Consider the following 23058-nt stretch of genomic DNA (forward strand, 5'->3'; position numbering starts at 1 on the left):
AGGGACCGATTCAGATCAGAGGGCAGCCTTAGACTGCACTGAGTGATCCTAAGACTGGCGTATCCTCATTATGGAATCTGTGATGGCTTGAGCATTTGTGTCCAGCGTTTCCATGGCCGATATCGCATTAGCGGCAACACTGCCAACCCCATTTTCTAAAAGCCACTTGGTTATTTCTTCTATTGCTGCACCTAGGGCGTGTTGATTGTGGAGTAGCAATGTCAGAGCGTCAGCCGTCGCGATCTTGCAGTCTGAGCTATCTAGCATGACGGTCATCCTTGAGAAATGTTGCCGGAAGCCTAGCTCATCTCACGCTGGCTGAGACTGGTGGCTAATTACCTAGTTCTATCTAGCTGTTTGCATTCAACATTCACCTGAATTGCGCTTGCTCACGCTCCTAATTTTTGACCGGTAGAGGACGACCTAAAGTTGACTGTGGCGACAGGCAGAAATCGGCCGATTCTGTTGAAAAAGTAGCTCCCCTGTCTGGCCTGCGGCAAAATCTCTGCATTGGCCAGCAGGGAAGCACGCAGCATGATGGGACAGTTATCGAGTGGGCAGGAACGGCTGTTTTACTCGTTCAACCTTGAAGACCACATCCCCGCCAATCACCTTCTGCGTAGCATTGATCGGTGTCTCGATCTGAGCGACTTGCGCCATTACCTCGCCGATTTTTACAGCCCAATTGGGCGTCCGTCGATTGACCCTGAGTTGATGATCCGCATGCTGATCGTGGGCTATTGCTACGGCATTCGCTCAGAGCGTCGGCTGTGCGAAGAAGCCCATTTGAACCTGGCGTATCGCTGGTTCTGCCGGTTAAGCCTTGAAGATGAAGTCCCCAATCACTCGACCTTTTCCAAAAATAGGCACGGCCGTTTTCGGGACAGCGATTTGTTTCGCTGGCTGTTCAACGAAGTGCTGCGTCGTTGCATGGACGCCGGCCTGGTCAAGGGCGAAGGCTTTGCCGTGGACGCCAGCATCATCAAAGCGGATGCCAGCCGGCAGCGCGGTGTACCGGGTGATGAACCGGTCAACTGGAACGATCCGGCCCTGAGCACCCGCGCCGTGCGTGAGTATCTTGAGGCACTCGATGAAGAGGCTCTGGCCGAAACGCTACCGAAGCGCCTATCGCTGACTGATCCTCAAGCCCGCTGGACCGCAGCTCCAGGTGGCCCAGCGTTCTACGCTTATTCCACGAATTATCTGATCGATACCGAGCACGGCGTGATCATGGACGTGGAACCCACACCGGCTCATCGAACCGCAGAAGTCGAGAGCACCAAGACGATGATCGAACGGGTCGAAGCGCAGTTCGACATCAAGCCGGAGCGCCTTATTGGCGACACCGCTTACGGCACCGCGCCGATGCTGGCCTGGATGGTGGAGGAAAAAGACATCGAGCCGCATGTGCCGGTGTGGGACAAAACCGAGCGCAAGAACAACAGTTTTTCGAGCAACGATTTCCACTGGAATGAAGAGGCTGAGGAATACCGCTGCCCGGCCGGAAACCCATTGCGCAGCGAATGGCGAGCCTTCAAAAATGAGCGTTCACACGTCACCAAAGCCAACACCATTATCTTCCGATCCCGGCAGACCGACTGCGTTGCCTGTCTGATGAAAGCCAAGTGCTGCCCGAACACTGCGTGCCGCAAGATCGCCCGCAGCGTCCATGAAGCCGCGCGCGATGTGGCTCGGCGAATCGCAGCGACACCTGGGTACGTGCGCTCTCGCCACGAACGTAAGAAGGTCGAAATGTTGTTTGCCCACCTCAAGCGCATCCTGAAATTGGATCGCCTGCGACTACGTGGCATGAGTGGCGCGACTGATGAATTCACGCTGGCCGCTGCGGTGCAGAACCTGCGACGGCTGGCCAAATTTACATCTCAAGGGCCACCTGCCACGGGATAGGTGCGCCTGCACGAAGCAAAAAACCTCAAATTAACCCAATAACAGAGCAGCAAAGGTCAACGAAGAGCCGAGAAACCACTCGATGTGGTGAGTAGGTTCTCCGATGGTGGTCGTGCCTTAGTTCAGGCCAGCTGAAAATCCGACTTTTTCAACAGAATCAACCCAAAGCAGACATTATGTGTCTAGCAAATCCGGAGCAATTCACTGATGGGGAAATCAAATCCGGCCATGGGCTTTTTGGGCTTTCAAACTGGCTATTCCCGGGCTCCTTACGTAGCGGCAAAGGTGCGGCTGCGATTATCAGTTTGAACCAGTCGGCACGGCTTAACATCCATGAACCGTATGCGTATTTAAAGGGCGTGCTCACGCGCCTGCCGACGCAGCGGGTGAGTGAAGTCGATCAATTGTTGCCGCATAAGTGGCAACCGGTTTCATCACGCAAGGCGTGGTGTCGGACGCATAAACCTAGCCGATAGCTGTGACAAAGGCGGTGTTTTTCACTTAAAAGTACGTGGACACCTTCGCCATTATCGCCAGGATTTCCATGCGTCAGAGAACTTCTTGCCCCAAACCTTTTAAAGCCCAAGTCGTCCAAGAATACGTACAGCCGGACGTCTCAATGAAAAGCGTAGCTTTGCGCCGCAGAATAAGCGCCAACCTGATTTGAAAATGGATACCTGCCTATCGTGACCGCCAGACGCCGACGTTGCCCGCTTGGTGCTACGGTGATGGCTTTTTAGCAACCAATTCGAGATATCCATATGAAACCCAATCCGACAATCGATAACGTATTACGCGTCGCGTTGGTTACAGGATCCACTTCCGGTATCGGCGCAGCCATTGCACGTGTACTAAGCCGTGCAGGCTATGCGGTGGTGCTCCATTCGCGAAATTCTGCGGATGCGGGACGCGCAATGGTTGCCGAAATGAAGCAGGCTATTTACGTGCAAGCTGATCTTGCTTTCGAAGCTGACAGGGTCAGGCTTATTAACGAGGCGATCGCCGCGTGGGGGCAGCTCGACGTATTGGTCAATAACGCCGGTATTAGCAGAGTCATTCCGCACTGCGACCTTGCCTCGGCCAACTCGACGGTGTGGCACGAACTTAACGAGGTTAATGTCGTGGCGCCGTTCCACCTAGTCGCATTGGCCGAGTCGGCATTACGCGATGCCGCCCGTGACCGTCGAGCAGGTTGCGTCGTAAACATCAGTTCGCATGCCGGTATCCGTCCTAAGGGTGCATCGATTCCCTATGCGGTAAGCAAAGCTGCGCTTAATCACATGACCCGCTTGCTCGCGGTATCGCTGGGGCCAGAAATTCGCGTAAACGCTGTGGCGCCTGGCTTGGTCGACACGCCTCTGACCGCAGAGTGGACAGGTGCTCAAGAGTTGTGGCGAACTCGTGCACCTATGCGCAGGGCCGCTAGCCCAGACGACATCGCAAAAGCTGTTGTAATGCTGGTCGAGTCGGACTACTTAACCGGCGAGATACTCCTCTCAGACGGCGGGTTGAATCTGACCTAGGTTTAGCGTGCTCCGGTGTAGCAGGTGAGAAGACGAGTCACTCTGTTTCGCCGACTCGCCCAAAGGACGGATACCATAGCTTTTCAGGGCGGGCTAGAGGACACCGCCGGACGGATACAGATTACCGAGTTGCTGCCGCATAGATGGGCGCCCGTTTAACCACGCAAGGTCTGTTGGGCGGACGTTTGCTGTCCAGGGCCTGGCCAGAAGGCTTTAGAAAATGCATAAGGGGACTTGAAACTTGAAACTTGAAACTTGAAGCAGGCTGCAGCTTCCGCTCTCTAGATGCTGACCGTTCAGTTGGAAGAGTTGTTCAACTGCTGAAGCTCAAGTTGTTTGGCAGCACTGGCTTCGAGGTTTGCACGCTCTTCATCCAGATACCGATAAATACTTTGGAGGTTGGCGATTTTCTGTTTGATTTCCGCCATCTTCTTTTCAATTAGCTTGGCGCCGTCAGCACAATCGATCAGCTTGTTCCGTTGCGCATCCAGAATCTCGCCTATTTCCCCCAGGGAAAACCCCATGCTTTGCGCGCGCTGGATAAAGTCCAGATCCTGCAGAGTTTGCGCTGTGTAATCGCGATAGTTGTTAGTTCGCCGCTGTGGTGAGATCAGGCCGATTTGCTCGTAGTAACGTAGCGTATGGCGGCTGGCACCGCTGCGGGCCTCGAGTTCGCCGATTTTCATGAAAACACCGCTTGACCATAGAGTTGGGTTGATAGTTTACGCTTGGTTCCTCACCTTAAACAAGGAACAGGGAAATGAGCGTGGAGTGCTTTGTCACGGGGGGTACCGGTTTCATCGGTCAACATTTGGTGGCGAACCTGAGTGCAAAAGGTCACACCATTCGGGTGTTGATGCGTCGCCCGGAGCGACTAGCTGCACTGCGTGAGCAAGTCGACAATTTGGGAGGGTGTGCAACCCGGGTATTTGCCGTAGCTGGCGATCTGGAACGGGACAACCTCGGGCTGAGTCTTGCTGACCGAGAAGTACTAAGGCACGCCAGCGTCGTATTCCACCTGGGCGCCCACTTCGCATGGGGGCTTTCAGTGGAGCATTCTCGTGCGGTAAATGTGGAAGGGGCAAAGCGCGTGGCGCTGTTGGCGGCTGAGCAAAAAAGCCGGCTAGTGATGATCGGCGGCTACATGCTGAAAAATCATGAACATCTGCAACGCATCGGAATTGATCCTCGTTATCCGGAGCTGACGAATTGGCCTGCCGTCTACCGACATGTCGGTGGTTACGAGGGGAGCAAGCTGGAGGCGCATTTTGCGACCCTGGAGGTCATGTCCACCAAGGGCGGGGAGATTACCGTTGTCCACCCCGCGACGGTTTGTGGCCACAGCCGCACTGGGCATATCCTTGACGGTCAGCCGCTGGTGGAGCTGATACGAAACCTTGTGCAGAGAAAGCTGACTGCAGTGCCCGGTACCGCCGAGCACTGGCTGCCACTGGTCACCGTGGATTACCTGGTTGAGCTGGTGGCGGTTTGTGCTTTTGATCCTGCCATGGTGGGCCAGGAACTGCTGGCGCTTGATGACCAAACACCGAACTTGCGAGAACTCCTGGTACAGGTGGCACAACCTTTGGGCTTAAAGTCTCCCAAGCATTACATTTCACTCCGATTGTTGAAGTTGCTACTGAGTATTCCTCCCGTCGCGCGGTTTTTGAATACAAAACCCGAAGCCTTGGACTTTATCCAGACCACTCGTTTTGATACAGCGGCGGTCGAGCAATTTGCCAATATGCATGGAATATCCAAACCGGATATACGTCAGTCTTTGCAGCACACTGCAATGTTCGTCAACTCAAATTGCATAGCCAAGGGCCAGGCCCTCTGACTTCTCCCTTGGCGGCGACAAGAAGGCGAATGGCATCCTACTGGACGATCCAGCTTATGCCACAATAAATACTGGGGTCGATGGGATCTTCGTATCCTCAAACTTTGCGCCGTCGATGTAGGGCGGCATTCTATCGAACGACAATTCAGCGACAGGGATCGTCATCAATGCAATCTACTTTCAGCAAAGGCGTCATATTTGCACTCTCCGCTGCGGCACTGAACGCTACGATCGGTGTACTCAGCAAAGTACTCATGAGTAATGGTTTCACCGCTAGCAGTGTCGCTGTCATCAAGACCGTACTGGGATGCGTGCTGCTCTCGATCTTATTATTTGTCCTCAAGCGCCCGGCGGCGTCGACCAAATGGACTCAGGCGGCTATCTGCGCATTCCTTGGCATCTTTGTGCTGTTCCATTTCGAAACGTCCGCCTATCGACACTACGCTGCGGCAGGTGTGGTGGTGGTGCTGATGGCCAGTGCCTCAATTTCCTCGATCATTCTGGGGCGCATTTTTCTCAAAGATGCCATCACCGCGAACGCGACCGTGGGCGCCGCACTGGCTATCGCCGGGATCGCGGTGATCTTCGGCGCCGACCTGCAGCAGGGCTTTACCCTGCAAGGTGCTGCGCTAGCCTCCATGGCCGGCTGCGGCTATGGGGCGTTTTCGGTTGCCATGAAGCGGATGGGCGTGTCGGGGGGACTGCACTTCACCCGACAATTGTTGTTCTTTGGCAGCCTGTACCTGCTGATGCCGGCCGCGGCCGATGATTTCGTGATCGGCGAGCTGTCGCCGCTGGCGATCGCCGCGCTGCTGGCGCTGGCCGCGCTGCCGACAATCCTGGGCTTCTTCTGCACCACCAAGGCCATCGAGTATCTCAAGCCATCCCAAGTGCAGGCGCTGGAACTGACCGAGCCGCTGTTCGCCGCCCTGCTGGCGTTTGTGGCGCTCAATGAAGTACCGCGCGAAAGCCTGTACGCGGGAGCGGCACTGATCATCGTCGGCCTGTGTTTCTCCAATGAACTAATCCGCTTGGGCAGCAAAGCATCCGTACCTTCGACCGAGTGAGCTATTTTCGGATCCTGATTACTTTAGCAACCAGTGGTTTTTAAGTGTTTTGAGCTACTGACCGCTTCTGGCCGTTCTCTGCCGATCATGGTTACAAAGCGTGCTGGTCAAATCCGATGCAATCGGTGGTCAGAACGAATGCAAATGACTGGTCAGGTCGAATGCAAGCGGGTGATCAAGTAGAGTGCAATTTCGCAGCTGAATATCGGATTAGTGTTGTGGGGACTTGTAAGGGGTGATGATGGGGCTCAACAAACCAGTGCAGGACCTGAAGCGCGATCTGCAGGGTGTCGCCTCTGATCTGAAGTGGTCGGCCGTGGAGTTAGTTCGGATTGCCGAGCGGCTAAGCCACGCAGGTAATGGACCAGACGCTGAGGCGCTTCGAAGGATGATCACAATCTTCCAGCAAGGTGAGAATCGGTTAGATGGCTGGATTAAAGAAATCGGTGCAGGCCAGGTAGTCCCGCCGGCGAAGGCTGACCACTGCCAATGATCGCGGAAGGGATTGGCAGGAGGTTGTCATGGCACTTAACAAACCCAATCAAGAGTTACGCCGCGACTTGAAAGCCGCTGCATATTCCCTCGAAGAAGCTGCCCTGGAAATGTTCAGGCTTGCAAAACAGCGCGGGGATACAGAGCTTCTGGAGGCAATGGAGACGATCGAAAAGCTGCATGAGCAAGCTGATCGGCTGACTGCTTACACAGATGAGGTGAAGGCGGGAAGGATTGTCCGGAAGGCTGAATAGCCATGCGTTCTGGCGGGCGTATTCGCGCTAGATCCTGAAATACAAGCAATGCCCTGCAAACGGTTACTCAATGAAGAAGAAGCTGACGGACAGTAAAGCAGCAGTGACTGCTGCTGAAATTGAGCGTTCTATCCAAGCTCTGAACAAAATGGCTGAACGCCTATGGGGGGATGGCCGGGAAGCCGAGGCGAAAGCTCTCCTCGATGCCTTGGACGCGTTAAACCGGGCGCTTGATCGGATCAGGACTGGAGAGAGTCGCAGGGTTCTCCATTGAACGGCACAAATTAGCTGGCGGGTTATGAAGGCGAGAAGGATTGTGCGGGGGAAGGCGGAGTAGGCGCGTGGTATGACGGCGAGATGTTGTAGCGGCCTGGCGGTCGTACCGATGTAACTCAAATGCCCGGTTCAGAGCTTACCGCCAATACTTTGGGTCGCTCTTTAACTTTTCTCGCTCAAGGCGGCGAAGCTCCTCCAAACCCTTGGATCTACTCTTGATCTCGGTCCACGCCTGCGCGAATACCGGTAGATTCAAGTTCGCTTCAATTTCCTCCAACCAACTTTGCCATACATCCGAAACAATGCGTCCACGTGCTCGGAGCGAAACTTGCTCGTTGATCAGATCAACATATCGATACAGTTCGTCGAAGGCCTCTTCATATTCGTCGTCGTTTAAGCACTCGCCCATTAAAGCTTTCTTCGACAGTTCACCGGCCAATTCGCGATATTCCTTCCCCAAGGCGTCTTCGAATTGCAGCTGCGCGATCTCACGACTGGTCTTTAGCTAGTGTCGTGCGTATTGGACTGATAGAACTTGGTCTGGCGAAACCACTCCAGAACCTTGGCTTCCATAGGGCTGGACTGATCGGTGTGTTCGGCAGAAGGTATTCTATTGGCGTTCTCAAGAATGTTCGCATAGTGGTTAAGCGCTTGTCCGATGGCGCCGCGAAACTCATTGAGTGGCTTGGAGTGAACAAACCAAATCATTTCCTGAGCGCGGCTAAAGCCGACGTTAAGACGCTGTACCTTGAGTTTTTGCTCCACTGCCTGTTCTGCGTCACTCAGTTCAACCGGGAAGATATAGTTGAGCGCATCCTCATCAGCCGTCGCTACCATCGAGTAGAAAATGATGTGCCGTTCCTCTCCCTGGCAGCTGTCGAAGGTCATAACCTTCAACCGCAACAGACGTTCGAAGTCTGCCCCGCGGGGGTGATTAAACAGCTTCTTCGACAGTAGGGTCTGCTGTTCACGAAAGGGCGAGATAATGCCTACGGTCGGTGGCGATTCCTCCTCGATCAGCTCAAGAAGGCGGTCAAGAATGAACTCCGCCTCCGCTTCATTGGTACCTCGTGTCACTCTCTTGTCTGTCGTATCGACTATGTCGAATCGGATGACTTCGTCGACCGGGATGCCGCGGATTTTGATGGCCTGCAATTGGTGCCCATAAAACGTGCCCGAGGAGTATCCGATTAGCTCCTGGTAAGAGCGGAAGTGCTTGCGCAGCATGACTGAGTATGAGGCCGCGTGATTGCAGAATTCCAGAATGGAACGTTTAACGTCGAACATGGACAGCCGCTGTAGGGCGTCGGCTGCGCCGCTGACGTGGGTCGTGAAATAGTTTTTCAGCTCATTGCGGTACTTATCATTCTGCTCAATGCTGGCATTCGCCGATTTCACGTTTGAAAATTGTTTGTCATCGCCCAGCACGACGACCTTCTTCGCGCGTAGTAGCGCCGGTAATGCTTGGGCGACTGAGACCTGTGAGGCCTCGTCGATGACCACCACGTCGAACATGTCAGGGGCCAATGGCATGTATTCACCAAACTCGCGAATACTGGCGATGATGACCGGGAAGCTCTCGCGTACGTGCGTGAACTTGTCTTCTGGAAATTTTTGTCGGTTAGCGATTACGCCAGCTAGCGCCCGTGCGTCTGAGCGGTAATTCTCCATGAAACTCAGTAGGCGAGTGTCTACGTGTGCGTTCATGACCGAGGTGTTGAGGCGCTCGAGCTGGGTCTTGGTGCCGGCATAATCATACTGGGGCGCCGATGCGAAGGCCTCCCGAGTGCGCAGCCAGCCGTGCAGGAACCGAACGGACAGGGGCCAGAGACGGGCATCATCCTTTGGTTGCTCAAGCAGTACATCCACTATTTTGGTATCGACACGACGCAGAATGGCCATGGCTTTTGCCGCATTGCCTGCGTTGAGTTTTGGCGTTTTTCCTCGGGTAAGCAGCCGATAACAACCCTCGAATTCGTCTTCTAGATCTTCGCTCTGAAGCTTCAATCGGAGCTTATTTGCCGCCTCAACGAGGTTGGATAACATTGCTTGCCGTTGCTTGAGCTGCAAGGGGCTGCTGACGGGTAGGGCATTAAGCTGACGTTCAACTTCGCGCACCTGTGCGCCACGGAACAGGTAACCGAACAGAGGCATCTTCAGTTGACCATAGCTGACTAGAAGTCCGCCAAGCGTGCGCAGTTGGGAGGACGACATCGACTCGAACAGATCCCATGGGGCGTCAGAATGTTCCTGAGTGAAGGCTGCCAGTAATGCATCCCTTCGCGTTCTGTTCCAAAGGCTTTGTGGGTTAAAGTCTCCCTCCGAGAAGACCTCAAGAAGATACTGTTCCACCCCCGTTAGGTGCTCGGTGATGCTCTCGAGCTCTGAAATCAGACCGGCTCCACTTGCGCGTTTCAACACTTCCAGTACTGACGGGGCAAGCTCAGCGAGCTCGGTTTCGTCTTTGAGCATTGCTTGTACGCTGGTCATTTCGATGGCGCCTAATGTCGCCACAGTCAGCTTGATCTGTTCCTTCAGGTTCTCCGACCGACTTTTTCGCTCCTCTTCGAGCCGGGGCTGATTCGCCTTCATTGCCTTGGCGTAGGCCCCGATCTGGGTCACAGCCTGATTCGAGGTCAGTTTACGGAAGTTATGGGCTTGCTGGCCGAGCCGCAGTATCGGATTCGGGAAATCACGATCGTGGCGTACGCGTGACATGGCTTCCGACAGTTTGTCGTAGACCACATCCAGCGCTTCGGTCTTATCCGATAACACCAGACAGGAGCGCTGATTAAAGGCGCAATCGGCGGCGATTGCTGTGATCGTATGGCTCTTGCCGGTACCTGGAGGGCCGGAGACAACAACGATCTTTCCTTCAGGCTGTCGCACGGCAATCAATACTTTGCGTTGCTCTTCGTTCAGGGGGATCGGTGAGTCGAAGACCATTCGATCCACCATCGGAAGCGCATCCCAGGTGGTCTCCACAGCAGCAGCGATGGACTTGGGGTTCTCGCGCAGTACACCACCAACGATGCCCTCGAACAGTTCAACCACGGCCGATCCGCCATGCTTAAGTGCTTCGAGGATCTCTTCGTAGTCGTTGAGCAATGCCTCGTCCGAACGTTCATACGCAGCCAGGGACAGAGAGCTGGACAGCCCAACCGCAATTGTCGAGGTATCGGTAGCAGAGGAGGAGAGGCTGATCTTGCCACCGAGGTCCAAGGCATTGGCTACGCGCTGGAACAGGACGCGGGCCTCTTCGTATATGGACTGCTCGGGTTTGATGTAATGGATTCGTTCGGGGATCGGAGAAACCCATGCGCGTTCAAGCCCAGCAGCCAGCTCCTGCAGAATAAAGTCGATAGCCTTGCGGTTGGTATAAAGCTGGTTAAGCAGCTTTAACTTAAAGCCGGCCCCCTTTTCCTCCCTCTGTACCTCAATGGGAAGAAAGAAGAGTGGGTATTGGTTTCCACCGTACTTCACTGCACCGATGTATAGGTAGAGCTGCATCCCGTCGCTGGTGGCAACATAGGTCTCAAGATCGCGGAATTCGTGGTAGGCGTCAGCCGCCACAAACCCTTCAAAGAACACCATCAGCGCCTGACGAGTTCCTTCAAGAGTCAGGAACTGTGGGATCGCCTCCTTGAGCGGGGCTGAGTCCTGGGTGGCGAGCAGCTTGGCCAGCAGCTCTGGGAGGACTCGGGATAGGTCACCGCAGACACGATCAACGAGGTCCTTCTCCGCGGCGAATAATGAGTCCATTACCCAGTACGCCTGATTGCGCAGTGGACCATCCAGGTGAGCAATCAGGGGCTTGATGATGTGCTCGGCGACTTTGCTGCCCAAGTGGTTTTGGACTGACTCCACCCACAACTCCGGGTCTTCTATCGCTTTTGCGTAGGACTCTGCGGCTAGTTCCTCCACCGAAGTATGTACAGTTTGTAGGGATGAAGCAGGGATGGCGTTTACTTGCTCGTGGATCACTTTGCGAAGCACATCACTGATCGGACGCGTATAACGCCGTGGGTCGATCGTCAGTGACAGGTCCTCGCTAGATGGACGCCCCAATAGATTCCATAGGTCGCGATCCAAGGAGGGGTAGGGCGAGGTACGCATCCCCGATCTGAATCCGGTGTCGGTGGTCAGCACGATTCGGCGGCGCGGAGCTTGTTGACGCTTGAAATCCGAGTCTAAAAAGTCGCGGAAGTACTGACTGATCCGCGTGGCGACCGGCCGAAGTTGCTGCCCCAGAGCTTCCATTAGATTCCCCTAAAAACGAACACTGGACTTCGCTGCTCGAAACCCCGTGAAATCGGTATCGAGAGCAATCCAAAAAATGACAATGAGATGGGCGTCACAATACTGGCTCTGGCTCGACCGCGCCAACACACTTGCGTTTCCGCTACCGCCCGACATATCGAGACCGCAAGCAGCTAACCGGAAACGGTCTTTACTAAGCCGTCACAAGTGCGTCAAAGTACAGTGGGCCATCATGGTAAGGAGACAAGAGCATGCCACGAGGCGCAGCTTTTTTTGCAGGGATGACCAAGGCTCAGTTACGAGCCTGTATCCGGTTACGACTGAAAGAGCGGGAGCTTGAGGAGGTCTTTCAAGACGACTTGATCTCAGACCTTATCGCCGAAAAACACTACTACTGCTCTGTCCACGATCTGCGGCCGAGCCAATTCCGCATGCTGTATCGACCTGGTGGCGGCTATGACTTTTATGGTCTGTTTGATCCAAGTAGATGGCATAAGGTGTCTTGGTCTCAGTGCTTAGATCCAAGGGATCAAAACGACTGGATTCAATCTGCACTGCGCCTGGCATCAGCGCCCTTTTTATCCGCTCGAAGGCTTGCATTTCCGATCTGTGAGCGTTGTGGCGTTCTTCCCTCTACCGAAGTGGATCATGTGAATCCCGAATTCCAATCGATAGCCCGTCAGGCGATGCAGTTTATGACGACGTCTGAGTTTCGCAACGCATTTCGTGGTTTCGATTGGTGGAGCGACCAACCTTTCACATTACCTGTAGACAACTCCGCTCTCGCCTACACGCTACAGGCGCATCAGAGCGCGACGCTACAAGCCGTGTGTAAGGATTGTCATCTGCAAAACGCCGCTGACCGTAAGACGTTGCGGGCGGATCCGCCTAAAGCGCTTCATGGGCGATCCCTGCGATGAAATCCTCAGAAATCATAGCAAGGGTTCGCGGAGGCGTTTTTACACACTCTGGGCCGTTTTTTGCCTGTCGCGAAGGACTGCAATCGACCGATTCTGTTGAAAAAGTAGCTCCCCTGTCTGGCTAGCGGCAAAATCTCTACATTGGCCAGCAGGGAAGCACGCAGCATGATGGGACAGTTATCGAGTGGGCAGGAACGGCTGTTTTACTCGTTCAACCTTGAAGAGCACATCCCCGCCAATCACCTTCTGCGCAGCATTGATCGGTGTCTCGATCTGAGCGACTTGCGCCATTACCTCGCCGATTTTTACAGCCCGATTGGGCGTCCGTCGATTGATCCTGAGCTGATGATCCGCATGCTGATCGTGGGCTATTGCTACGGCATTCGCTCAGAGCGTCGGTCGTGCGAAGAGGCCCATTTGAGCCTGGCGTATCGCTGGTTCTGCCGGTTAAGCCTGGAAGATGAAGTCCCTAACCACTCGCCGTTTTCCAAAAAACGACACGGTCGTTTTCGGGACAGCGAACTATTTCGCTGGCACTCCACGCGCGCATGGGGCTGCCCTTGCGATGCTAAGAAGTAAGATTGAGGAAAGGATTGTCAGTAGGGACAGGGGCTCAGAAGAGTTTCAGCATTTTGCAACATGTAGCCATTGAGGGAAGCCCTCCGGCGGGGGGCCTGCACTGTGCAAGTCCATATGTTCTGCCCGTTTGGTCGTTTGAGATGTACGCCTAAGTGCTCAAAGTGACGTTGAGTGCGCCGCCAAGCATCGGTCTTGTCGTCACCTGCAGATAGCTCAGGGTGCTCCGAAGCGTAGCGCTGGAAAATGCCGGGTGTGACCAGGTAGAACGTGCCGTCGACTGTGTGAATCTTTGCCTTACAGTCGTTGACGAGCAGGCGATGGCTTTGGATCCCCTCGCGTAGCCAGTCGACAAAGGCCAGCCCTGGTGCCTCGCGGGGTGACGCAGTTGAGGATTTCAGTCCTTGAGCGCTCGATTCATCCTCGTGCTCAACCGTCTCTTGCAACATATCCATCAAGTCATCGAGATAGTCGAAGTCATGGTTCGGAGGTAAGGGCTCTGGCGTTTCCTTGGCCGAAGTTGCTTGTGGCCGATCCAAGGCCGACTCGATAGCTTCACCGCCGCGACAGCATTCGAGCGGAGGCAAGTCCATGCTGTTAGGTATCAGCAAGTGAGGCGATAGCTATTTGCGCACATTGCTGGTTCACGGTGCGCGAGCGGTGGTTCGTTACGCCGAAGGTAAAGCCGACCCCTCATCGGATTGGCTGAAGGGTTTATTGACGCGTCGTAACACGAATGTGGCAGTCATTGCGCAGGCCAACAAGAATGCCCGGATTGCTTGGGCGCTGCTGGCCCACGACCGCAGATTCCGGTCTGGTTACACCCCTGCTGTCGCAGGCGCGTAACCAGACCGGTGGAGTCAAGCGATGATGCGTTAGAAAGGAGTACTTCCAAGGTTGCCCAGGCAATCATGACGTGATGGCAAGACAGGTCGGACCGGGATCGGGTAACTCTGCCCTCTCACAGGCGCTTCGAGCGCGTGGTGGTGATAAGAGCCCGATCAGCGAATTCCATCAGGGACAGAGGCAGAGCCTCATTCAAAGTCCGGATGTATGGCTGCAATCTCAACCCCGTCTGTGTTGTCACGAATTGAAAGCTCGGCAAACGGGGGGCGTCCATATATGTGAGAGGACGGCGGATGTAAATCCGCCTCCTCCTCGATTTTGCGGTTTAGAAGTCGAGGCTGACTCCGACATTGATACCTTGTTGGGTGAAGTCGTCGTCCTTGCGGATGTTGTAGCTGGCGCGCAGTGCCAGGTCCTTGGTGAGGTTGTGGCTCACCCCCAGGTTGACACGTTGCAAGTGACTTTGCGGGGTGTAGCCTTCCAGCGTGAACTGGTTGTTCGGCAGGCTGTTGAGGTTGATGTCTACATCCTGGGTGTCGTCGTTGTACTCGCGCTCGATTGCCGCTTCGCCGAACACCTGGGTTTGCGGGGTGATCTGGTATTTGCCCTGCAGGCCAGCGCCCAGGCGCCGGGAAATACGCTCCTGATCGGCAAAGGTCAGCGCCGTGGAATTGTTTCCGTCCTCCGAGTAGCCATCGACTTGTACCTTGGAGAAGTCGGCGCTGACAAACGGCGACAGGTGCCAGGGGCTGCTGGCTTGTTGCGCAATGTCGTAACCCACGCGTGCGCTGAAGGCTTCGACGTAGCCGCTGGTATCGCCTTTTTCGCCGCGTTCGTTGACGCCCAGCTGGAATTTACGCTTGAGGCTGTCGTAATCCAGATGCCCGGCCGTCAACGCCGCATCGGCCCACACCCGGTTTTGCTGATACTGGGCGAATGCCGTGCCCAGGTAAGTGTTGAGCTTGTAGTCGGAGTCATTGTTGCCGGCTTCGAGTTTCTGGTTATAGAAACCCGCCACCAGACCAACACGCCAGGCATCGTCAAGACGATAGCTGCCACCGATGTTCACGTTGGCTCCGTTGCCATCGGCGCTTGCCACGCTGTCCTGACCGTCAAAGTCCTGATGCTGTCCGCCGCCGGAAACAATGGCTCGCCATTGGCCGACACCTTGCCAGTTTTCCCAATCGGCCAGCCACTGATTGCGCAATTCATCCTGGTGCGCGCGCACGGTGCCCTGGGCCATTTCCGGCAGCAGGGTCAGCTCCCACGGCGCAGCCAGCAGGGAATACGCGTAATCGGCAATCAGGCGCTGCCCGGCTTCGGTGGGATGCACGGAGTCGTTGTAGATCAGCTTGGTCGGGTCCGGCGTGGCGCTGTGAATGCCATAGCGGGCGTTTTCCATGCAGCCTTTGCCGCTGAAACAGGTGGCCATGAGGTTCTGGTCGGTCGCCAGGCCGAATTGTGCCGGATTGGAAAAGCCCTCCTTCAAGAGCGCCGGAATGTTGAGCGGGATGACTTCGGCATCGACCGTCCGCAACTGCCGAACCAGCTCGGTGTTGAATCGGTTGCTGAGCTGCGAGGTGAACGCCTGCAGCGGACTGCCGTTGATCAACGGAGTCAGGCTGAGATCCGGTAGCAGCCAGACAATGATGTAGCGTGCACCTACCTGTTGCAGAGCTTGCACGCTGTCGACCAGGCGGTCGGCCGCTGCGTCGGCTTGATCGAGACTGGTGGCACCGCCCTGATAGAAGTCGTTGGCGCCCCCCGTCAGATAGTAGAGGGCGTGCGGGTCGGCGCGAAAGTTGTTGGACGCCAGATAACCGGGGCGGCTACGGTCGCCGGCGGTCGAGGTAGTGGTAATCGAATCGAGAATCTGGTCGGTGCGATAACCGCCGACCGCCCAGTTGTTACCATCAGGCAGACCTTCGCTGCCGCGGGTGGCCGAAGTCGAGCCAGCGAGCTGATCGTCCGAGAACCCCAGTTTGGCTCCCAATATTTGCGGGGCGACGGCGGAGTACTCTTCCCCACTACCATCCAGGTAGACCGGGCCCGTGCGGTTGGTAGCGCGATAAGTCGCTCCTGCGGAACCGCCGGGATCGACGATCTGCCCGGAACTGCTGAGGCTGTCACCGAACACGACAAAATTGGAATAGGGAGAAGGATCTGCGATCGCTTGAGCACAAGCCAGAGACAAAAGACCGCTGGTGAGCGGTACGAACAACGTCTTTTTGATCATAAGCAAGTCCGTTTTATTATTGTTGTAGAAAGCGAAACGACAGTACAAAAATCTGTTGCGTATTGGCTATGGCTATGGCTATGAGCCATGCAGCTTTCTTTAAACAGAAAATTCAATAAGTTGAAATCCTGCATTTGGTCGGTTATGTAGCGAAAATCTCTGTTATCCAGGTTCAAACCTGCTTGTCTGCTCGTGACTGCCCACATCACAAGGGAAACATAGTTCGGAGTCTCCCGATTTTGTAGTCTGCGTGAGTCCGTTTTAAAGGGTGGCGGTGAAGGTGAGAGATGGATGGTGACTGCTTGTGGTCGAGGGTCGTACCAGTCCGAAGCTGAGCGCGGTGAGTTTGATTTGTATAAAGGCGCGGCGCTCCGTTACCGTCGCACATTGCATCAATGTTGTCATCTGGGTCAGTGCCGTCCACCGATTATGTGGCGCACCACATAATCGGGACATCATCGAAAGTGGGATGTTTACACACGCATCAAAGTTGACGGCGCAATGAGGATAAACTCATCCATTACTTCAATTTAGCCAAGTCATGATCAACCGCTTCGAGCTGCTTATCCTGGATACGTCCGTCGGAAAACGGCTGAATATCTTTTAAAGTCATTCCACGAAACATACTCGCTTGCGGATGATCTGCCAGGGAAGGGAAATAGCGGTCCATCACCACACGTGTCTTGGGATTATCCAGCAATTCGCTTATTGGCGTTGTCGTTGTGCTGTACGTTGGCGTGTTTTCGGCGAACGCCATCGACTGAAGCGAAAGTCCCATAACAAGCAACATCGCCCCGGTAATTTTGGAAATATTCATGATCCTTCCCTCTTATGGTTGTTTGATAGTTGAAACACAGTTGAAGTGGTAGCTACTACCACTATTGAAAAACTCTACTGCTAACATTCGGTGGCCTCCAGCAGCCTGTAGATTGGCGCGCTTGCTCTGTCGACACTAAAAACGAGCGCTAGCGTCGCACTGACCGTAATCACAGCTTACCTTTCGGCTTGTAAAAAATTGCCTTGGAAGCGTCACGGCATGGTTACAAACAGAGCGGCACTTTGGGGTCTGTTCAGGTCCGAAAAAAGAGCCATATCACAGCATCGGCGTGGGCTTCGATGGCTTCTGGTGCCAGTGCATCGCGACCGTGGGTGTACTTCAATTCTGCCGTCAGCAGATAAGGCATCTGCACAACCGAGACGATCATGTACAGAAGCATCAAGGGATCGATATTGCCAATACCGTTCCCTTGCTGGGCATCGGTAATCATTTGCAGCGTGCTTTCATGGGCTGGTCGGATGAAGGTTTGCGCGACCCACTTCAAACGCTCGGATCCAGTGATGGATTCCTGGACCATCAGCCGCGCGTGCTCGGGATGGCGTGCGCAGTATCGAACATAGTTGCGCACGTATTCCTTGAGGTCGTCGAGATTTTTATCCCCGGAGGATAGATCGAGCGGAGGCAACTCTTCACGAAGACGTTGGAACAGGTAAGTAGCGCTTTCCTTCCAGAGCGCATCCTTGCTGCCGAAGTAGTAGCGAATCATCGCGTGATTTACTCCCGCCTGGTCAGCAATGTCCCTGAGGCTGACCGCTTCAAAGCCATGGGAGGAGAACTCTTCGAGCGCTATTTCCAGGATGTGTGCGCGAGTCTGCTCGCTTCGGTCCTGTTTTGTAACCCGAGGCACGTGCATTGCGACTTTCCTTCTGATGGTCGTTCACCTTGGCTAAGCGTTTTTACTCGCCATTCCAGATGTTGACAATGTACACGACAATCGACATATTTATCCAGTCGGATAAATTTTTCTTGCAAGACAGCCATGGTTCCTTAGCGGAGCACGTGGTAGACGGCCAGGGCAGACCTGGAAAGTGACCATAACAACAAAAAAGGCGTGATCTGTTCCGATTGCTTCAGAGCTTGAACGCTGCTGCAGGGAGCAATCAGGTGATGCATCAGTTGAGCGGCTTAGCGCCATAATTAAAAGGTTCCAGCGATGAAAGACATCACATTTCCCTCGCGTCCTGTCTCAGGTGAGCTTCTGCCATTTCGCAAAAGGTGTTGCGTGGTCGCAACATTGGGTTTCTGCGCCCTGAGTGCGGTGATGCAAGCCCAGGCTTCCCCGGCTGCGCCAAGCTCCGCGCGACAAAACATTGTCCTATTGATTGCCGACGACATGGGCTGGGGTGATCTCTCCAGCTACGGCAACCCAGTGTTCGAAACTCCGAATATCGATCGCATGGCGCAAGAGGGCCAGCGCTGGACCGACTTCTATGTGAGTTCGCCGATCTGCTCGCCGAGCCGTGGTGCCATGCTCACGGGGCGGGTCGAAACCAGAACAGGGCTTTATGGTGTGAGCAATTCGGTGGTGGTCGAGAATGACCCGAACAGCTTCCTGGACAAGGAGGCCACGATCGCCCAAGTGCTGAAGGGTAATGGCTATAGCACTGCCTTGTTTGGAAAGTGGCATCTGGGAGATGCCGCAGCGGCCTATCCGACCAGGGTTGGATTCGATGAATGGTGGGGAACGCCTATGTCCAACGATGCTTATTTCGTTGGCGGCGTGACTAATGAACAACTACGGAAGCGAGCAATGAGCGGTGAGCCGCTCAAGAAAATCTTTGGCGAATACCTTGCCCAGGCAACTGCGAGTTTCAGCCAGCCTAAGAGTGAGTTGTGGAATACCCCGCTCATCAGCAGCAAGCGGGTAGGGACGGGTACTGACGCTCGCTACGAAGACCAGGAACTGGAGCGTCCTATCGACCAGAAAACCTACAACCGTCGATTGACAGATCAAGTCGTCGATTACGTGGGCAAGAAACACGATCAGCCCTTTTTCGTCTGGGTCGGATACGAAAAGCCGCATTTACCGCACTTCGCCGGGCCCGAGTTCGAGGGCAAGAGCAAGGGCGGACGTATTGGGGATGCCATCGCGGAACTTGATCACAGTGTCGGTCGAGTACTCGAGGCATTGCGAAGTGGTGGAAACGACAAGGATACGCTGGTCGTGTTCGTGAGCGACAACGGCCCTTGGTTATGGTTCGAGGCACTGTCTGGCTCGGCAGGTGTTCTGCGTGAGGGCAAGAAGTCCACTTATGAAGGGGGCGTACGGGTACCGGCTTTGTTCTGGCAGCCGGGTACCATCAAGCCTTCTGTAGTGCATGGCATTGGTTCTACCTACGATCTGCTCCCCACATTCGTGGCGATGGCCGGCGCCAAGTTACCCGTCGCTGAACTCGATGGTATTGATCTCTCTGTAACTCTCACAGGCGGGAAGGATAGTCCGCGCCACACGATGCCTTATTACTTGGGCGGCAAGCTGATGGCCTGGCGAGACGGTGATTGGAAACTCAATATCTATGAGGCGAGTTCACATTTCGGTGGACGAAATGGAAAGCTTCCCCAACCGACCCTTTACCACTTGGGTCGCGACCCAGGTGAAAAATATGATCAGGCGGCCAATGAGCCAGCCATCGTCGAACGTCTGTTGCGTAGTGCCCAGGATTTCGAGCAATCGGTCGCCAAGGCAGAGCCAGGTTTCGATCGGATTCTAAAAGCGTCCAAGTAATTGATTTGGTCCCTTCGAGGACTAGCAGAGCAATCAAGAGGCCAATGGGTCAGGTTCGTGCGTGAATCGCCGGAATTACAACAACAAGAAAAAAGGTGGTGAAGATGAATGCAATTGGATGCAGGCCGTCCTCTGGCTCCATACGAGCGATTCCAAATCGGCGAAGCGGTAATTGCCCAAATTGGGCCACAGCTGTTGTGGCGATACTTGTCGCGCTGCCGCTCTCAGTTGTACACGCTTATCAATTCAGTTCTGGGGACTGGGGGGGATCTCTCGATACAACCATTTCTTATGGCGTCAACTACCGCGCCGAGGGACAGGACAAGAAGTTGATTGCTGCCGCTAACGGCGGCACTGGAACGAACGCTAAGCGAATCAATTCCGATGATGGCGACTTAAACTTCAAGAAGGGAGAGTTATTTTCTGAAGTGGCAAAGGTCGTCTCAGAGCTAGGATTGAAGTGGCAGGATCAGTACGGACTCTTTTTGCGTGGACGTGCTTTCTACGATTTCGAATTGATGGACGACAATCGTCGGCATCGGCAAATAACAGCGGGTGGATTAGATGAAGCCGGATCCAACGTAGAGTTATTAGATGCGTTTGTGTACGGTAGCTGGATGTTCGGTGAACGTAGTCTCAATGCTCGAGTTGGGCGTCAAGTCATTAACTGGGGCGAGGGGCTGTATTATCGCAACGGTATTAATGCGAGCAATCCCCTCGACCTCAATGCGCTGCGCGCTCCAGGGTCGGAGGTAAAAGAGTCGTTGATGCCGACCTTCAAGATCTATACCTCTTATCAGTTAAGCGAAAGTCTCACATTTGAAAGTTACTATCAGCCAGCTTGGGCTAACGATAAAACCAAGCTTGACCCCTGTGGCTCCTATTTTTCGACAACAGATGTTTTCGACGAAGGCTGTGATTATCTAGCGGTTGGCGCATTCGATAACCCCTCTGTTCCCGGCGCTTCTCCCTTTTTGTTCGTCCCGCGAGCGCCGGATATTAAAGCGGACTCGGCTGCGCAGTTTGGTGTCGCCTTGCGATGGTTTGCACCAGAGCTTAATGACACTGAGTTTGGACTGTATTACCTGCGTTTCAGCGATCAATTACCGCGGCTTGGCGCGACCGTTTCCCGCAGGTTAGGCGGCCAGCCTGTTCCTAGTACTGGGACCTACTATGCCGAGTATCTGGAAAATCGCGAGCTGTATGGCCTCAGTTTCAATACCACCATTGGGGGCGAAAACATTTTCAGTGGGCAATCGCTTTTTGGCGAGGTGAGCTATCAGCCCGATGCACCCATCAGCCTGACAACCGGCACTATTTTAGCGGCGGCGCTGCTTGATCCGGCAGGTCCCCCCTTCGGGACCAGGGTCGAGAACTACCGAAAGAAGGATATGTATCAGGCTTCGCTTGGGACTATCCGAACCGGACGTGGAGTGCTGGGTTCCAACTCGACGACTTACATCGCCGAACTGGTGGCTAACCGGGTGATGGGAATCGAAACCGATTTGGCCTACGGGGATGTTACAAGCAGCGCTTATGGAGCGACCGCCAGTGCCTCAATGACTTACAACGACGTGTTCAGGGGGATCAACGTCATTCCGTCGTTGAGCCATGCTCGAGCATTCAATGGTGTTGCGCCCACCTTAACCAACGGTCTCAGCGAGCGAGCGTGGAGTACTTCGGTAGCGGTCGACGCGAGTTACCTGGACGCGCTCTCTTTCGGTGTTCGGTATGTCGACTACACCGGCGGTGCTACTGGTGATCGTGATTACCTTTCCTTCAATGTTAAATATAGTTTTTGAGGGCCTATCATGTTCAGATTGGAATTTCTGTCTACCGGCGTGTTGATTTCCGCTTTGCTGGCATCTTCGATGGCATATGCCCATGTAGATGCCGTTCAGGCTGCTCGACTCGGCAAGGATCTCACCCCGATAGGGGGAGAGAGGGCGGGCAATACTGAAGGAACTATCCCTGCATGGGACGGTGGTCTGGCCAAGCGTGTCGACGCGTACGATTCTGTGGTGGGCTACAAGGATCCTTTTGTCGCCGACAAGCCGTTGCTTACGATCAGCGCAGCCAATGCCGACAGGTACGCCGACAAGCTCAGTCCCGGTCAGATGGCAATGCTAAAACGCTATCCGAAAACCTGGAAATTGTTGGTGTATCCGACGCGTCGTTCGGCTTCCTATCCAGAGAGTGTGTACGAAGCGGTCAAACTCAATGCACTCAACGCCAGACTTGTGGAGGACGGCAATGGTGTTGCCGATGCCAAGAATGTCGTACCGTTTCCTATCCCGCATTCGGGGTTGGAGGTGCTCTGGAATCATCTGATGCGCTACCGGGGTGTGGGTATTAAGCGCCACTTCGCCAGCGCACAACCACAGATCAACGGCGACTATGTTATGAAGAAACTGTCGGACATTATTCTGTTCAATCAGGATGTCACCGACAACAGCAAGAGTAACGGCAACATTCTGGTGTACACGTTGCAGTCGACTCTTGCGCCGGCACGTCAGGCTGGTGAAATAACACTGGTGCATGACACCGTCAACCAAGTGAATACGCCACGCTTGGCATGGAACTATGCAGTAGGTCAGCGCCGAGTTCGGCGCGCACCGCAGATTGCGTATGACAACCCGTCGAATGACGGACTGACGACTATCGATAATAACGACATGTTCAGCGGGGCGCCTGATCGCTATGACTGGCAACTGATTGGCAAAAAGGAAATGTATGTTCCGTACAACAGTTTCCGCCTTGCTTCCAAGACGAGTAAGTACAGCGACATCATTAAACCTGGTCATGTAAATCCAGAGCTCTTGCGCTACGAGTTACACCGGGTATGGCATGTGCGTGGTGTGCTGAAGGAAGGCCAGCGGCACATTTACAAACAACGCGATCTGTTCCTTGACGAAGACACATACCAGATCGTAGTAGCCGACCACTACGACAATCGCGGCGAAATTTGGCGGGTCGCTGAAGCTAACACCATCAATTACTACGACCAGCCTTTGGTGTGGGTGACGGGCGGGGCGACGTATGACCTGATTTCCGGGCGTTACAACATCGGCGGCTTGGCTAACGAGGAGGTGCCGTTTGACTTCAATGCATCTTTGTCTCCGGCGGATTTCTCGCCTGGGAAGCTGCGCCAAGATGGTGTTCGCTGAGCGACCAGGGCATGCGCCAGGCTCTGGCGAAGCCATCGACACGTGCTCATCAGGTCTGTATCTAAACGGACGAGTTCATTGAGTTCGCTCAGCGCAAAGAACCGCTGAAAAAATGGGACCTGACATTGCG

Annotated in this window: 19 protein-coding genes and 3 pseudogenes; 14 read left to right on the plus strand and 8 right to left on the minus strand. The window is 54.5% G+C overall.

Features of this window, described 5'->3' with window-relative positions:
• Positions 1–48: 48 nt before the first annotated feature.
• The gene (locus tag QMK54_RS11120) at positions 49–267 is read right to left on the minus strand and encodes a hypothetical protein (RefSeq protein WP_223510931.1); all 219 of its coding nucleotides are present in this window, start codon (positions 265–267) and stop codon (positions 49–51) included.
• Between the two features lie 267 nt (positions 268–534).
• On the opposite strand from QMK54_RS11120, the gene QMK54_RS11125 reads away from it, so the two are divergent.
• The 3 genes and pseudogenes from QMK54_RS11125 (at position 535) to QMK54_RS11135 (ending at position 3431) form a co-directional block, all read left to right on the plus strand.
• On the plus strand, positions 535–1908 hold the full coding sequence (locus QMK54_RS11125; protein ID WP_218498467.1) for a transposase: 1374 nt from the start codon (positions 535–537) through the stop codon (positions 1906–1908).
• A 214-nt stretch (positions 1909–2122) separates the two neighbouring features.
• Positions 2123–2384: pseudogene (locus QMK54_RS11130) on the plus strand (transposase domain-containing protein); the annotation flags it as partial.
• A gap of 285 nt (positions 2385–2669) precedes the next feature.
• Positions 2670–3431, plus strand: a complete 762-nt coding sequence (locus QMK54_RS11135) for an SDR family NAD(P)-dependent oxidoreductase (protein ID WP_110625626.1) — start codon at positions 2670–2672, stop codon at positions 3429–3431.
• A 296-nt stretch (positions 3432–3727) separates the two neighbouring features.
• Here QMK54_RS11135 and QMK54_RS11140 read toward each other — a convergent pair whose 3' ends face one another.
• Positions 3728–4117, minus strand: coding sequence for a MerR family transcriptional regulator (locus QMK54_RS11140; RefSeq protein WP_218497785.1), 390 nt, complete (start codon positions 4115–4117; stop codon positions 3728–3730).
• A 74-nt stretch (positions 4118–4191) separates the two neighbouring features.
• Between QMK54_RS11140 and QMK54_RS11145 the strand changes: the two genes are divergently transcribed.
• From QMK54_RS11145 to QMK54_RS11165, 5 genes are all read left to right on the plus strand, one after another.
• The gene (locus QMK54_RS11145; RefSeq protein WP_218497786.1) at positions 4192–5271 is read left to right on the plus strand and encodes an SDR family oxidoreductase; all 1080 of its coding nucleotides are present in this window, start codon (positions 4192–4194) and stop codon (positions 5269–5271) included.
• 167 nt (positions 5272–5438) lie between these two features.
• A complete protein-coding gene (locus QMK54_RS11150; protein WP_223510981.1) occupies positions 5439–6338 on the plus strand; it encodes a DMT family transporter in 900 nt (299 codons plus the stop codon).
• A gap of 241 nt (positions 6339–6579) precedes the next feature.
• Complete coding sequence (locus tag QMK54_RS11155; protein ID WP_223510980.1) at positions 6580–6831, plus strand: hypothetical protein; 252 nt, start codon at positions 6580–6582, stop codon at positions 6829–6831.
• 28 nt (positions 6832–6859) lie between these two features.
• Positions 6860–7084, plus strand: a complete 225-nt coding sequence (locus tag QMK54_RS11160; protein ID WP_008019294.1) for a hypothetical protein — start codon at positions 6860–6862, stop codon at positions 7082–7084.
• 70 nt (positions 7085–7154) lie between these two features.
• Entirely contained in the window at positions 7155–7358 is a 204-nt protein-coding gene (locus QMK54_RS11165) for a hypothetical protein (protein WP_218497788.1), read from the plus strand.
• Between the two features lie 138 nt (positions 7359–7496).
• Here the strand turns inward: QMK54_RS11165 and QMK54_RS11170 are convergent, their stop codons facing one another.
• Both QMK54_RS11170 and QMK54_RS11175 read right to left on the minus strand, forming a co-directional pair.
• A complete protein-coding gene (locus tag QMK54_RS11170; RefSeq protein WP_223510979.1) occupies positions 7497–7799 on the minus strand; it encodes a hypothetical protein in 303 nt (100 codons plus the stop codon).
• Between the two features lie 62 nt (positions 7800–7861).
• Positions 7862–11620 carry a DEAD/DEAH box helicase gene (locus tag QMK54_RS11175; protein ID WP_320402481.1) on the minus strand — a complete coding sequence of 1253 codons (3759 nt, stop codon included), beginning with the start codon at positions 11618–11620 and terminating at the stop codon, positions 7862–7864.
• A 251-nt stretch (positions 11621–11871) separates the two neighbouring features.
• Between QMK54_RS11175 and QMK54_RS11180 the strand changes: the two genes are divergently transcribed.
• Both QMK54_RS11180 and QMK54_RS11185 read left to right on the plus strand, forming a co-directional pair.
• Positions 11872–12540 (plus strand): hypothetical protein, encoded by a 669-nt coding sequence (locus tag QMK54_RS11180; protein WP_218497791.1) that lies wholly within the window; start codon positions 11872–11874, stop codon positions 12538–12540.
• Between the two features lie 165 nt (positions 12541–12705).
• Positions 12706–13071: pseudogene (locus QMK54_RS11185) on the plus strand (transposase); the annotation flags it as partial.
• A 65-nt stretch (positions 13072–13136) separates the two neighbouring features.
• Here QMK54_RS11185 and QMK54_RS11190 read toward each other — a convergent pair.
• Positions 13137–13709, minus strand: a complete 573-nt coding sequence (locus QMK54_RS11190) for a conjugal transfer nickase/helicase domain-containing protein (RefSeq protein WP_413787360.1) — start codon at positions 13707–13709, stop codon at positions 13137–13139.
• Between QMK54_RS11190 and QMK54_RS11195 the strand changes: the two are divergent.
• Positions 13645–13962, plus strand: a pseudogene (locus tag QMK54_RS11195) (transposase); the annotation flags it as partial. The gene QMK54_RS11190 and the pseudogene QMK54_RS11195 sit on opposite strands and share 65 nt — an antisense overlap.
• A 325-nt stretch (positions 13963–14287) precedes the next feature.
• On the opposite strand, the gene estP reads toward QMK54_RS11195, so the two are convergent.
• The 3 genes from estP to QMK54_RS11210 all read right to left on the minus strand — a co-directional run bounded on the left by estP (position 14288) and on the right by QMK54_RS11210 (position 17889).
• Positions 14288–16198: an esterase EstP gene (gene estP / locus QMK54_RS11200; protein WP_320402483.1), complete on the minus strand. Its 1911-nt coding sequence runs from the start codon at positions 16196–16198 to the stop codon at positions 14288–14290.
• A 520-nt stretch (positions 16199–16718) separates the two neighbouring features.
• On the minus strand, positions 16719–17015 hold the full coding sequence (locus QMK54_RS11205) for a hypothetical protein (RefSeq protein ID WP_320402484.1): 297 nt from the start codon (positions 17013–17015) through the stop codon (positions 16719–16721).
• A gap of 253 nt (positions 17016–17268) precedes the next feature.
• Positions 17269–17889 carry a TetR/AcrR family transcriptional regulator gene (locus tag QMK54_RS11210; protein WP_320402485.1) on the minus strand — a complete coding sequence of 207 codons (621 nt, stop codon included), beginning with the start codon at positions 17887–17889 and terminating at the stop codon, positions 17269–17271.
• Between the two features lie 300 nt (positions 17890–18189).
• Here QMK54_RS11210 and QMK54_RS11215 point away from each other — a divergent pair, with 300 nt between their 5' ends.
• From QMK54_RS11215 to QMK54_RS11225, 3 genes are all read left to right on the plus strand, one after another.
• Positions 18190–19761: a sulfatase-like hydrolase/transferase gene (locus QMK54_RS11215; RefSeq protein WP_320402486.1), complete on the plus strand. Its 1572-nt coding sequence runs from the start codon at positions 18190–18192 to the stop codon at positions 19759–19761.
• A gap of 104 nt (positions 19762–19865) precedes the next feature.
• Positions 19866–21563, plus strand: a complete 1698-nt coding sequence (locus QMK54_RS11220; RefSeq protein WP_320402487.1) for a DUF1302 domain-containing protein — start codon at positions 19866–19868, stop codon at positions 21561–21563.
• Between the two features lie 9 nt (positions 21564–21572).
• The gene (locus QMK54_RS11225; protein WP_320402488.1) at positions 21573–22928 is read left to right on the plus strand and encodes a DUF1329 domain-containing protein; all 1356 of its coding nucleotides are present in this window, start codon (positions 21573–21575) and stop codon (positions 22926–22928) included.
• Positions 22929–23058: the final 130 nt, after the last annotated feature.

It is taken from the genome of Pseudomonas sp. P5_109, from assembly GCF_034009455.1.
GTDB lineage: Bacteria > Pseudomonadota > Gammaproteobacteria > Pseudomonadales > Pseudomonadaceae > Aquipseudomonas.